The sequence below is a fragment of the Mesorhizobium sp. M7A.F.Ca.CA.002.09.1.1 genome, from assembly GCF_003998555.1.
Classification (GTDB): Bacteria; Pseudomonadota; Alphaproteobacteria; order Rhizobiales; family Rhizobiaceae; genus Mesorhizobium; species Mesorhizobium ciceri.
Genome location: NZ_RZRR01000079.1, coordinates 1 through 10,551 on the forward strand (window position 1 = coordinate 1; position 10,551 = coordinate 10,551).

Genomic DNA, 10,551 nt, shown 5'->3' on the forward strand with positions numbered 1-10,551 from the left:
GCCAGGGACGGCGCTACCGGGCGGCGTTGCGCAGCTGCCGCGATGCGCTGGATGGCTGGACGCCGCCGGAAAAAGCGATGCGGGCGGTGATCGACGCCGCGCGCGAAGCAAAACTCCTGCAGTAGTTGGAAAACAGGACATGTCCGAGCTCATTTTGCCCACACCGATGCGGATCAAGCCGCATGGCTCGGACACGATCCGCGACGTCGCCACGCTCAGGGATGCCAGCGAAATCCTGATCGATTGGCCGCAGGCCAAGCGCGGCCCGTTCTACCAGGCGGCGCGCGAGAAGGTCGAAGCCGCATTGGAAACCCAGACAGGCGCCGCCGAGGCGCAGGAAGCGTTCGCAGCGCTCTGCAGCCACGCCGGCGTCTTGGTGCGGTAGGTGTCAAAGGAAGCAGACGTCGTGCCTCGCCTGCTTTGTCATTTCGTTGGAAGCTCGCCCTGGACAATCGGCTGAGAGGTTTCGAATCCAAAGCTCTTCGGCACCAGAAGAATCAATGCAATCACGATGGCGATCGATGCAAGCAACGTGGCTGTGGCTGCAATATCTCTCACGATAATCTCTCCAAATTCCAAGTCGTGAGAAAAACGCTCCCGAGAAAACGAGGTTCCATTAGCTTGTGCGATAATACCAGGGAGCCGGCGTTTATTGCTTCGGCGGCTGGGGTGGAACTTCACCCGGCTTGATCACCGGCGTCTTGCCTTCGTCGGGGGCCGGCGCCGCCATGCCCTGGTCTCCCGTCGGGGGCGGTTTCAGCACGCCGCCGCAGTCGTTGAGCTTCGCGGTCAAATTGCCGTCATCGGCTTGCTTTTCAGGCTGCTGTTTTGCCTCTTGCCCGGTCTGAGCCCTGCATTTGTCGGCCTGCGGCGCCTGGCTGTCGTTCTGCTGCTGGGCTGCGGCCGGCACTGCCAGCGCCAGCATAAGGCCGAATGGCATGATGGCGAGAGTTCTCATCCCTACCTCCTTCTTTCTTTCACGGTCGCCTGCGGCGACCTTCCCTTCACAGGGACAACGCCTGTCGACGAAAAAGGTTGGCCGCGTCGCCGGGCGGCATTGCAACCAAACCCGTTCGCCGGCCGTTGCGCGTGCCGGAGGCGGTCATGTTCGAAGGTTTTCAAGGCGCGGAAATCGACACCGGCGATGCCGGCATATTCTGCCTGCGTGCCGGGACCGGGCCGCCATTGCTGTTGCTGCACGGCTTTCCGCAGACGCATCTGATGTGGCGCGACATCGCGCCCGCTCTGGCCAGCCGGTTCAGCGTCGTCTGCGCCGATTTGCGCGGCTATGGCGGCAGCTCCTGTCCGGCGTCCACTCCGGACCACGCACCCTATGCCAAGCGCGCCATGGCGGACGATTTGGTGAGGCTGATGGAGAAGCTGGGTTTCAGCAGCTTCATGGTCGCCGGCCATGATCGCGGCGGGCGTGTCGCCTACCGCATGGCGCTCGACCATCCGGGCAGCATCGACAGGCTCGCCGTCCTCGACATCGTGCCGACCGCCGATGCCTGGGACCGCGCCGACGCCAGGCTGGCGCTGGGCTATTGGCCATGGTCGCTGCTGGCGCAGCCCGAGCCATTGCCGGAAAAGATCCTGTCCGGCGCCGCCGAGGCGATCGTCGACAATGCGCTCAACGGCTGGGGCTCACAGCCATCGGCGTTTCCAGCCGAAGTGCGTCAGGCCTATGTGGAGGCCCTGCGTACGCCTGCCCACGCCCATGCCATCTGCGAGGAATATCGGGCGGCAGCCACGCTCGACCGCGAGCATGACCATGCCGACAAGGCAGCCGGCCGGCGCATCCGCTGCCCGCTGCTGGCGCTATGGAGCGGTCAGGGCGCGTTGGCGGATTGGTATGCCGGCGAAGGCGGACCACTGGCGCTGTGGCGCGGCTGGGCCGACGACGTGCGCGGACAGGCGATGCCGGGTGGACACTTCTTCCCCGAGGAGGACCCGGCGCGGACGGCCGATCTGCTGGCCGGCTTCTTCGGCGAAACCAGTCACGGCATCTCCGTGCGATCGGAGTTACCTTCGCCCTCCCCTTGATGGGCTCAGGACGTTTCGGTTTCAGGCAGGTCGGCGCCCAACTGCGGAACGATGATCGAATCCAGCGGCGCCGTCAGCGACCAGCTGAGATGGCCCGGGCTGCGATCCAGCACCGCCAAGCCGTTCAGCGATTGCGGCGCGACCCGTTGCAGGACGACGGTGCCGAAACCCTTGCGCGTGCTTTCGTCTTGCCGCCCCCCGGGCCGCTCTCCCTCACGCACCGGCATCGTCTCGTCCCAGAGCAGATGGATTTCCAGCTTGTCCGAAGCGCCTTCGACGATCCGCCAGGTGATCTCCAGCCGCCCGGCCTCGCTCGCCAGCGCGCCATATTTGGAAGAGTTGGTGCCGAGTTCATGAAACGCCATGCCGAGATTTTGCACGGCATTCGGCTGCAGGGTCAAAAGCGGTCCGGAAAGCGATACCCGCGCCTCGTGGCCGAACGGCTTGAGCTGCTCCTGGGCAAGGTCGAAGAGGCTGGCGCCGGCCCATTCCGAGTTCACCAGCAGATCGTGCGACCGCGACAGCGCCATGATGCGGGAACGGATCATCTCCTCGAACTCGCGCGGATCGGTCGAGCGTTTGCTGGTCTCCCGGATCATCGAGAGGATCACCGCGAACTGGTTCTTGACGCGATGGTTCACCTCGCGGAGCAAAAGCCTGATCCGGCGCTCGCTCTCCTTGCTGGCGGTGATGTCGCGGGCGATCTTCGATGCGCCGATGATCTCGCCGGACGCGTTCCTGATCGGCGAAATGGTCAGCGACACGGCGATGAGGCCGCCATCCTTGCGCCGGCGGATCGTCTCATAGCTGGCCAGGAGCTCGCCCCTGCGAACCCGGCTGATGATGTCGGTCTCTTCATCCTTGAGATGATCGGGGATGAGCATGAGTACGGAGCGGCCGACGGCCTCTTCGGCGGTGTAGCCGAACATGCGTTGCGCCGCCGCGTTCCAACTGGTGATGATGCTGTTCAGGTCCTTGCTGACGATGGCGTCGAAGGACGAATCGACAATCGCCGCCAGCCGAGCGTGGGCAGTGATTTCGAGCAGGCTATCGACGCTTGCCAATTCTGTCATTGCCCCGTCGTGGCCCCACCTTGCCGCCTCCCGCCAGCGTCTGCGTGAGGATTCCCCTCCTGCTAGAAATGCCTGACCGGGCATTTTGGTTGCAGTCGGTGCGCAGCATTCCGCATTTGCGGTCGCGGACACGCATGTCACGATAATGCCCGGCCCTCCATCTCGGCAATGCCTCTGCGGCCGTAAATGCCGATCCAGTCGAGCTGCTGTAAGCCCGATGACCGCTTCGCCCTGTCCGTCTCATCGGCCTGCTTTTTCGGAGCCGGCGTCGTTGGGCGGCGCAACGGGCACTGCATCGGCGTCGGGATTCCTTTGCGGACAGTCCTCATAGCTGTGGTCGCGCCCGCCGCAGAAGGAACAGCACATGGCCTCGCGATCCCCGCTTCCGGGCCGCCATTGCGGAGTTTTGTAGGGCTTCCTGCCATCCATCCCCAGCAATGCACGACGGACCATTTGGTTGCGCTGCCACAGACGGCGAGCCGGCGGTTGCGGAACCACCCGGCGGGATGCGAGTTTCGGCCGATATGTCCATTCGAGGAACAGCCATGCCAATGCGCCGAATTGCCTTGACGGCAGCGATCCTGCTGGCCGCGACCGGCCTCGCCGAAGCCAGGCCCGACACCCGCACGATGAGTTGCGACCAGCTCCGGCAACTGCTCCAAAGCCGCCATGCCGTGGTGCTGACCACAGGCCCCAACACCTATGATCGCTATGTCAGGCAGTTCGGCAACGAATGCGACTGGCCGGAGGTGCCGATGTCGGCCTATGTCCCGACCCGTGACGGCAGCTGCCCGGTCTACCGCTGCGAGGAACCTGTCACCAACTTTCCGGACTGACACCGCGCTTCCAATCGGCTTTGCCGCCGCAGTGCGTTGATCCCGGCGCGCGAACCGGCTAGGGGTGGGGCGCAACGTGCATTTTCCCGCTTCGTCTAATGGTAGGACAGCGCCCTTTGAAGGCGTGAATCGAGGTTCGAGCCCTTGAGCGGGAACCAGCAACCAAGCGCTTGGCTGGTTCGAAGCCGCGCGCAGACTGGCCAGCCGGCTTCAGCACATTAGCGCGCGCTTGTATTTCACTCGAAGCAGGATCATCATCCAGGCCGTCAGTGGCTTGAAGGGGTAGAGCGCATGGAACTGAGTTGCTTTGACGGGGGCGTGCTTGCGTCGACGATGTCCCTGAACGTCACGGCGGTTTTCATGATATTTGCCGCATTTGCCGCATTTCGGCTGCTTGCAATGTCAGGCGAAGGTTCTGTCGACCAACTCCAGACGGCGTAGCCGGCAGAGAACCTCCCGTGCAGGAGAACGGCATATGGCCGCGAGAAAGGTGATAGCCGTCAAGGACTGGTCTTGCGGCATGAGCGACGAGCTTGGCCGCGTCGTGCTGACCATCAACCCGACCGAGGGTGAGCCCATCCTGGTTTTGATGACAATTTTCCAGGCGGCAAGGATGGCCGGGGAATTGCGGGCGCCGAAACTCGTCTCCATACCCCGGTGACGCCACGCCCCCGGCAAGGCGGATCAAGCTCGCCGGGGCAGCCCCAACGCCCCCAGCGAGCCCTGTTGCTCCGTTACGATGAACAATGGAGCAATTAGTGTTTTACGGATCTGGGCGCCGTTAAGTTGCATCCGGCTCCTGAAACCATTTCGCGGACCCCGCGTTGACCACCGGGCCGACACAGGAGACATCTCATGACCGTCAACTGCCGCATATCGATCGACAACCGGCCGGAGGCCACGGACGCGGTTTTTCAGGCGGTTCCGCGGATCGGCGAAAGCGTTGCGCTGTCGATCGATGGAACCACGCAGGATCTGCGGGTATCGCGTGTCGTGCACGTCACCAATGGCAGCCTGGAAGGTGCCGCGATCGTCGTCGAAGTGACGACCAACATCCTCTGAATCGAGAGTTATGGTCCGCTGGGCCGGCCGGCACCGCGTTGCGGCGACCGGCAGCCTGAAAGGACTGGAGCGGCTCACGCGCGGTGAACCGCTACTCCTTGCCGCTTTCGGAAATGCCGTTGCCGCCGGCGGTTGGCAGGATACCGAAGTCTTGCGACTTCGCCCCTTGCTCCGCCGTCAGGAAGCCGTCTGAGGCAAGACCGCGCCGCAGCAATTCCCTGACCGCGGCCGAACGGCTCGGCATACGCTTGTCGAAGCGCCAGTTTTCCAGCGCAGCCAGCTCGTCTGACGTCAGCATGATCTGCAACCGTTCCGGGCGTTCCAGTTCAGTCATCGCGCTCCCTCGCTCAGGATCCCGATACCTCGAATGAGTATTCAACTCGCTTACCTAATAGTTAGGAAAGCGCTCCTAGCGCGTCAAGACCTCGGGATGAGTGAACTGCTTCTCATGCGCATGATGAGCCTGATGGTATTCGGCGTAAGGCGCATACTTGCATAACTATGCTAACTAGCTGATTTGTTTAGATATTATTTAATTCGTGACTTGCCAAGATGAAGCCCCTGCCGCATTGTGCAACCTGAACAGAAAACCGTTCCCTTTGGGAGGTTTCGATGCGGTATGATTACTCGGCGCGACTGCGCGATGACGTCCGTTCAGCGGTCCAGATCGCCTTCAGGAAGACCGGCATCGTCAGTATCACGGCGGTGGCGGAACATGTAAGGGTCAGGAACCTGGCCGAAAACATCGCCCTCGAGGACGTCGAATACATTGTCTTCCAGGCAGCCCAGCTGATTGGCGCCGCAATTGAATTCGACGGGCTCACCAATTTCGACGGCGTGGCTGGCCTGTTCGTGGATGGTCTCGGTGGCGACGATGGCGGGCGGATGATCGCCCAACGCGACGGGCCTGGTCCGGCCACCCTGCAGTAAGACGGTACCGGCTGAACAGGGGGCCTTCTCAAAAGGCCGCCCTGCTGTTTCTGAACCGGATGATGACCGGAGCCGTTCCGTCAGGCGGAGCCGGCGATTTGTGAGGCGAAGTCGCGATAGGGACGCAGAGGGCGGCCCAGAAGCGCGGTCAGGCGCTCCACGTCGCCGGCCTCGGGCAGCATGCCGTCGGTCAGGAACCGTTCGCCCATCAAGCGCATGTCGTAGGCCATCCAGGCAGGCAGGAACTGCTTGAGATTCTGCTCGAAACCTTCGGTGTTGTCGCCGCCGTAGCTGATCGGCCGGGCGAGCACGTCGGACCAGATGGCCGCGATATCCGTCCCGGTCAGTGTCTGCGGACCGACGAGGTTGATCCGCTCGAGCGCAAGCGGCTCCGCGGACCGTTCGCGGCGCAGCAGCTCGAGAGCGGCGATCTCGGCGATATCACGCACGTCGACCATGGCGAGACCTTTGGCGCCGATCGGCATTGTGTAGGTGCCATAGCCGGTGATGACGTCTTCGATCATCAGGTCGTTCTGGATGAAATAGGCCGGGCGCAGGATCGTAGCCTGGAAGCCCATCTGCTCGATCATTCGCTCGACGCCGAACTTGCCGGCGAAATGCGGCACGTTCACATACACGTCGGCATGGATCACCGAGAGATAGACGATCCGCTCGATGCCCGCCGATCGGGCGACGTTCAGCGCGACCAAAGCCTGGGTGAATTCGTCCGGCACCACGGCGTTCAAGAGGAACAGGGTGGAAACGCCGGACATGGCTTTGCGCAGTGAATCGACATCGAGAAAGTCGCCTTGCGCGACCGATACGCCCGCCGGGAAGCTGGCTTTCGACGGATCGCGGACGAGAGCACGGACGTCGGCGCCGCGCTTGACGAGGTGCTCGACGACTTGGCGGCCAACATTGCCTGTGGCGCCGGTAACGAGGATGGTCATGGAATTTCTCCTGTTGGGTTGCTTGACAGGCCCAATATGTGTGGCTCACAAACACTCAAACAGACCGAAATTTTAGACGCACCGTCTCACTGGTGGAACACCTATGGATATTCTGGCCCTCACCGATTTCAACCTCGTTGCCCGCCATGGCGGTTTCGGCAAGGCGGCACGGGCCACCGGCCGGCCCAAGGCAACCCTGTCGCGGCGCGTTGGAGACTTGGAGAGCAGCCTTGACCTGCGCCTGTTTGAACGGGGTGCGCGTAACCTGAAGCTGACCGAGGAAGGACGGGCGCTTTTCGAGCGGACGGGGGCGTTGCTTGCCGAACTGGACGAGACGGCCGCGGCGATCGCCTCGGGCGGTCAAAGACCCAAGGGGAGACTGCGGATCAGCGCGCCCCTGCTTTTTTCTCAGACCGCGATGGGGAGGATCGCCGCGGGATTTGCCCTCAAATTTCCGGAGGTGAGGCTGGAGGTCACGACGGAGGACCGGGCTGTGGACATGATCGAGGAAGGCTACGACCTGGTGATCCGGGTCAACCCGGATCCCGACGAAAGCTTGGTCGGACGGGCGTTTCTCCGCGACCGGCTGGTCGTCGTGGCGAGCCCTCACCTTCCTCGCACCGGTGGACCGGCCCCTGCCGTTGCGCGCGGGAAAGGCGAACGGCAAACATGGCACGTGAAGACCGAGGGTGGCCGGTCGACGATCAAAATCGAGCCGGTCCTCGCTTTGGGAACGCTCATTATGGTGCGCGATGCGGTGCGGGCGGGGGTCGGTGCGGCACGTCTTCCCATTTCGTTGGTGGCCCACGATTTGGCTGACGGCACGTTGGTGAATTGGGGGGACATCGACGCCCCTGAGATCGCTCTTTGGACGCTCTACCCCTCCCGGCGGCTGCTCAGCCCGCGCGTGTCGGCGTTCCTGGATTTTCTGAAACAGGCCTTCCCGAACGGGACGCCGGACGAACTGGCCGCCTATATCGGCAGGTGATGCCCGACCGCTTTCGCCGGCAAGAACTTTTATTTTTGGCGGAAGGAGTTTGCGGTGGAACAAGTTGGGGCGACGGCAATTACCTTGTCGCCCTACAAGAGGAGGACGTCGTGAAAGACTTGCGCAGTCTCCTTGCCGAACTGTCAGCCAACTGGCTCAAGCGCCGCAAGGCGCAGGCGCCCACGACCGTGAACACGGTCAAACCCCGCCCTGCCCACCAGGCGACGCGGCAACGCGCCGCCCACAAACCCAAAACACCGCCCACCCGCGATGTCGCCTCGAACATGTGAGCCCCGCGGACAATGTGGGGCCCAATGCCGCTGGGGGTATCGGCAATCTATCACGCCAGATTGATTGGTAGCGACGAAACCTTGAGCGGCCATAAGCGTTTATTGCTTCAGCCCAATTGAGGTGGTTCCAATGCAAACGGCATGGTTCTCCAAACCTGTGGCGGTTTCGGTCGGCGTCACCGGTTCCATCCATCATCTGTCCAACACACAGCAGGCCATTGATTTGCTCACCACACATTGGCGTGACGCAGGCAGCCCGAAGCATCGGTCCGCACTGCGCGCCTGCCAGCGGGCGACGAGCGGCGATGTTGCCCCCGACGTCGCCAGGGCGGCGCTCGTCGAAGCAGCGCGCGAAGCCCACATCCTGATCGAATAGCCACATCGTGATCTAATAGGCGTATCGATTGAACCTGCTGACGCTATAATCGCTGCGCCCCCTCCGGAGAACGCCTGCCATGACCCTGAAAACACGCAAGCTCGGCAGCCAGGGGCTGCAGGTCTCGGCTATCGGCCTCGGCTGCATGGGCATGAGCCAGTCCTATGGCCCGGCCGACGAGGCCGAATCCATCGCCACGCTGCACCGTGCCATCGACCTCGGCTGCACCTTCCTCGACACCGCCGAAGTCTATGGCCCTTACGACAACGAAGCCCTGCTCGGCCGGGCATTGAAGGGCAAGCGCGACCTGGTGACGATCGCCACGAAATTTGGCTTCCGCATCGAAAACGGCAAGCAGACCGGAACCGACAGCCGGCCCGAGCACATTCGAGAGGCGGTGGAAGCCTCGCTCGGCCGCCTCGGAACCGACCGTATCGACCTGCTCTACCAGCACCGCGTCGACCCGGCGGTGCCGATGGAGGATGTCGCGGGCGCCGTCGGCGAACTCGTCGCGCAAGGCAAGGTGCGCTTCTTCGGCCTGTCGGAAGCGGGTGCAGCCAACATCCGCCGGGCGCATGCCGTGCATCCGGTGTCGGCGTTGCAGAGTGAGTATTCGCTGTGGGAGCGCAATCTGGAGCCGGAGATCATCCCGCTGCTTGGCGAACTCGGCATCGGCCTGGTGCCGTTCTCGCCGCTCGGCCGAGGGTTTCTCACCGGCCAGGTCAAGCGTGCGGAAGACTATCCCGACGGCGATTATCGCCGCAACGACCCGCGCTACCAGGGCGAAAACTACGACGCCAATGTCGAGGCGGCCGCCAAGGTGAGCGACATCGCCGCTGCCCGCGGCGTCAAGCCCGGCCAGGTCGCGCTGGCCTGGCTGCTGGCGAAGGGCGACGGCTTTGGCATCGACATCGTGCCGATCCCCGGCACCAAGCGCAGAAAATACCTGGAAGAGAACGTCGCCGGCGCCGCTATCAAACTCGATGCCGCCGAGATGGCCGCGCTCAACGAAGCGCTCGCGCCGGGAAAAATCTCCGGCCCGCGCTATACCGAGCGGGGCATGGCGATGGTCGACCGGTAGGGGGCGCCTGCTCCAGCGTCCGCGACAATCTCGCCAAGCTCGTTCCGAATAGTGATGCTAACGAAAGCCCAGATGCTTCCGATAGCAGTGGGTTTCCACGGTGAACCTGCCGGCGACATCATCCGGCAGCCAAAGTGCGTCTTCGAAGCTGCGGTTCAAGCGCCATCCTTCGCGGGCATAAAATCTCTGCGCGCGGACATTTCCCGCCGTGCAGAAAAGCTCGGCCTCCGCCACGCCCTGTTCGCACAAGAGATGCTCGGCATAAGACAGCAGATCGCGGGCGGTTCCGCTTCCCCGTGCCTGCGGGCTTACATAGAGTTTGACCAGCTCCGCCCCGTTTATCGAGACGAAGCCAAGCAATCCATCGGCAGCCGCCACATGGAAGGCATCGGTGGATTGCTCCAGCCACAGCGCAAAATGCGCCGGCGTTCGGTACGCCAGGATTTCGGCTGGAACCAGATGCGCATGGGCATCATGCCAGCCCTGATGCCACAGTTGCACGATCGCCGACCGGTCGGCTTCCTGGGCTGGGCGAATTTCGAGCATTTCTCACCGCCGACGGGTAGCTAATCCGTAAGGCCGCGCGGAGGGCCGCCTGGTTCCATGGGCCTTCCGCCGATTTCGGTCAACCCGCCGCTGCCGCGGTAACCTTCTTGGACGCGGCCCGCTGTCGCCGCATGCGCCGTTTGGCGACAAGCTTGAGCGCGACCGGCGGCTCGTTTGACAGCGCGCCCAGCACGGCGTCGACCATGCCATGCGCCACGAAATCCGCGTTCATGTCACGCGCCAGTTTGCCCGCCGTCTCCTTGTCCTCGCTGTCGGCCTCCGACCAGAACACGATTCCCACCCGAAGTGCGGCCTTCGCACGCTTCAGCCGGCGGACCAGAAAGCGGGCGTGCTTGATGGAATCCCGGTTCAGGAA

The 10,551-nt window shown here is 63.2% G+C and carries 17 protein-coding genes, 1 tRNA gene and 1 pseudogene; 12 read left to right on the forward strand and 7 right to left on the reverse strand.

All coding sequences use genetic code 11. The features are described from left to right. Both EN994_RS05875 and EN994_RS05880 read left to right on the forward strand, forming a co-directional pair. On the forward strand, positions 1-125 hold a 125-nt coding region (locus EN994_RS05875; RefSeq protein ID WP_127307433.1), incomplete at its 5' end, for a DUF982 domain-containing protein. 14 nt (positions 126-139) lie between these two features. Beyond that, complete coding sequence (locus tag EN994_RS05880) at positions 140-385, forward strand: DUF982 domain-containing protein (protein WP_027160738.1); 246 nt, start codon at positions 140-142, stop codon at positions 383-385. 38 nt (positions 386-423) lie between these two features. Here the strand turns inward: EN994_RS05880 and EN994_RS36685 are convergent, their stop codons facing one another. Both EN994_RS36685 and EN994_RS05885 read right to left on the reverse strand, forming a co-directional pair. Then, positions 424-558, reverse strand: a complete 135-nt coding sequence (locus EN994_RS36685) for a hypothetical protein (protein WP_263484935.1) — start codon at positions 556-558, stop codon at positions 424-426. Between the two features lie 91 nt (positions 559-649). Next, positions 650-958 (reverse strand): hypothetical protein, encoded by a 309-nt coding sequence (locus EN994_RS05885; protein WP_013530773.1) that lies wholly within the window; start codon positions 956-958, stop codon positions 650-652. A 146-nt stretch (positions 959-1,104) separates the two neighbouring features. Here EN994_RS05885 and EN994_RS05890 point away from each other — a divergent pair, with 146 nt between their 5' ends. Continuing rightward, a complete protein-coding gene (locus EN994_RS05890; protein ID WP_063170278.1) occupies positions 1,105-2,043 on the forward strand; it encodes an alpha/beta hydrolase in 939 nt (312 codons plus the stop codon). A gap of 5 nt (positions 2,044-2,048) precedes the next feature. Here the strand turns inward: EN994_RS05890 and EN994_RS05895 are convergent, their stop codons facing one another. Then, complete coding sequence (locus EN994_RS05895; RefSeq protein WP_063168565.1) at positions 2,049-3,116, reverse strand: PAS domain S-box protein; 1,068 nt, start codon at positions 3,114-3,116, stop codon at positions 2,049-2,051. 545 nt (positions 3,117-3,661) lie between these two features. Here EN994_RS05895 and EN994_RS05905 point away from each other — a divergent pair. From EN994_RS05905 to EN994_RS05920, 4 genes are all read left to right on the forward strand, one after another. Beyond that, on the forward strand, positions 3,662-3,952 hold the full coding sequence (locus EN994_RS05905) for a hypothetical protein (RefSeq protein ID WP_013530770.1): 291 nt from the start codon (positions 3,662-3,664) through the stop codon (positions 3,950-3,952). Between the two features lie 84 nt (positions 3,953-4,036). Beyond that, a tRNA-Gln gene (locus tag EN994_RS05910) sits at positions 4,037-4,110 on the forward strand. A gap of 317 nt (positions 4,111-4,427) precedes the next feature. After that, positions 4,428-4,613: a hypothetical protein gene (locus EN994_RS05915; RefSeq protein WP_013530769.1), complete on the forward strand. Its 186-nt coding sequence runs from the start codon at positions 4,428-4,430 to the stop codon at positions 4,611-4,613. A gap of 194 nt (positions 4,614-4,807) precedes the next feature. After that, the gene (locus tag EN994_RS05920) at positions 4,808-5,014 is read left to right on the forward strand and encodes a hypothetical protein (RefSeq protein WP_013530768.1); all 207 of its coding nucleotides are present in this window, start codon (positions 4,808-4,810) and stop codon (positions 5,012-5,014) included. A gap of 91 nt (positions 5,015-5,105) precedes the next feature. On the opposite strand, the gene EN994_RS05925 is transcribed toward EN994_RS05920, so the two are convergent. After that, on the reverse strand, positions 5,106-5,348 hold the full coding sequence (locus tag EN994_RS05925; protein ID WP_013530767.1) for a hypothetical protein: 243 nt from the start codon (positions 5,346-5,348) through the stop codon (positions 5,106-5,108). Positions 5,349-5,626: 278 nt separating this feature from the next. On the opposite strand from EN994_RS05925, the gene EN994_RS05930 reads away from it, so the two are divergent. Further along, positions 5,627-5,944 (forward strand): hypothetical protein, encoded by a 318-nt coding sequence (locus tag EN994_RS05930; RefSeq protein WP_063168566.1) that lies wholly within the window; start codon positions 5,627-5,629, stop codon positions 5,942-5,944. Positions 5,945-6,024: 80 nt separating this feature from the next. On the opposite strand, the gene EN994_RS05935 is transcribed toward EN994_RS05930, so the two are convergent. Then, positions 6,025-6,894, reverse strand: a complete 870-nt coding sequence (locus EN994_RS05935) for an NmrA/HSCARG family protein (protein ID WP_013530765.1) — start codon at positions 6,892-6,894, stop codon at positions 6,025-6,027. 103 nt (positions 6,895-6,997) lie between these two features. Between EN994_RS05935 and EN994_RS05940 the strand changes: the two genes are divergently transcribed. The 4 genes from EN994_RS05940 (at position 6,998) to EN994_RS05955 (ending at position 9,629) form a co-directional block, all read left to right on the forward strand. Beyond that, positions 6,998-7,882 (forward strand): LysR family transcriptional regulator, encoded by an 885-nt coding sequence (locus EN994_RS05940; protein WP_013530764.1) that lies wholly within the window; start codon positions 6,998-7,000, stop codon positions 7,880-7,882. Positions 7,883-7,992: 110 nt separating this feature from the next. Then, on the forward strand, positions 7,993-8,172 hold the full coding sequence (locus EN994_RS35295; RefSeq protein ID WP_024501614.1) for a hypothetical protein: 180 nt from the start codon (positions 7,993-7,995) through the stop codon (positions 8,170-8,172). A gap of 130 nt (positions 8,173-8,302) precedes the next feature. Next, the gene (locus EN994_RS05950) at positions 8,303-8,548 is read left to right on the forward strand and encodes a DUF982 domain-containing protein (RefSeq protein WP_013530762.1); all 246 of its coding nucleotides are present in this window, start codon (positions 8,303-8,305) and stop codon (positions 8,546-8,548) included. A gap of 79 nt (positions 8,549-8,627) precedes the next feature. Continuing rightward, a complete protein-coding gene (locus EN994_RS05955; RefSeq protein WP_063168567.1) occupies positions 8,628-9,629 on the forward strand; it encodes an aldo/keto reductase in 1,002 nt (333 codons plus the stop codon). A gap of 57 nt (positions 9,630-9,686) precedes the next feature. Here EN994_RS05955 and EN994_RS05960 read toward each other — a convergent pair whose 3' ends face one another. Together EN994_RS05960 and EN994_RS05965 are read right to left on the reverse strand one after the other, a co-directional pair. Beyond that, complete coding sequence (locus tag EN994_RS05960; RefSeq protein WP_027160744.1) at positions 9,687-10,175, reverse strand: GNAT family N-acetyltransferase; 489 nt, start codon at positions 10,173-10,175, stop codon at positions 9,687-9,689. A gap of 79 nt (positions 10,176-10,254) precedes the next feature. Then, positions 10,255-10,551: pseudogene (locus EN994_RS05965) on the reverse strand (AI-2E family transporter); the annotation flags it as partial.

Bases quoted from the DNA above. Each gene is read 5' to 3' on its own strand.
- EN994_RS05935 (WP_013530765.1), bottom strand. From the start codon at position 6,894: ATGACCATCCTCGTTACCGGCGCCACAGGCAATGTTGGCCGCCAAGTC.
- EN994_RS05920 (WP_013530768.1), top strand. From the start codon at position 4,808: ATGACCGTCAACTGCCGCATATCGATCGACAACCGGCCGGAGGCCACG.
- EN994_RS05880 (WP_027160738.1), top strand. From the start codon at position 140: ATGTCCGAGCTCATTTTGCCCACACCGATGCGGATCAAGCCGCATGGC.
- EN994_RS05960 (WP_027160744.1), bottom strand. From the start codon at position 10,175: ATGCTCGAAATTCGCCCAGCCCAGGAAGCCGACCGGTCGGCGATCGTG.
- EN994_RS05925 (WP_013530767.1), bottom strand. From the start codon at position 5,348: ATGACTGAACTGGAACGCCCGGAACGGTTGCAGATCATGCTGACGTCA.
- EN994_RS05890 (WP_063170278.1), top strand. From the start codon at position 1,105: ATGTTCGAAGGTTTTCAAGGCGCGGAAATCGACACCGGCGATGCCGGC.
- EN994_RS05940 (WP_013530764.1), top strand. From the start codon at position 6,998: ATGGATATTCTGGCCCTCACCGATTTCAACCTCGTTGCCCGCCATGGC.
- EN994_RS05905 (WP_013530770.1), top strand. From the start codon at position 3,662: ATGCCAATGCGCCGAATTGCCTTGACGGCAGCGATCCTGCTGGCCGCG.
- EN994_RS05885 (WP_013530773.1), bottom strand. From the start codon at position 958: ATGAGAACTCTCGCCATCATGCCATTCGGCCTTATGCTGGCGCTGGCA.
- EN994_RS05895 (WP_063168565.1), bottom strand. From the start codon at position 3,116: ATGACAGAATTGGCAAGCGTCGATAGCCTGCTCGAAATCACTGCCCAC.
- EN994_RS05955 (WP_063168567.1), top strand. From the start codon at position 8,628: ATGACCCTGAAAACACGCAAGCTCGGCAGCCAGGGGCTGCAGGTCTCG.
- EN994_RS05915 (WP_013530769.1), top strand. From the start codon at position 4,428: ATGGCCGCGAGAAAGGTGATAGCCGTCAAGGACTGGTCTTGCGGCATG.
- EN994_RS05950 (WP_013530762.1), top strand. From the start codon at position 8,303: ATGCAAACGGCATGGTTCTCCAAACCTGTGGCGGTTTCGGTCGGCGTC.
- EN994_RS05930 (WP_063168566.1), top strand. From the start codon at position 5,627: ATGCGGTATGATTACTCGGCGCGACTGCGCGATGACGTCCGTTCAGCG.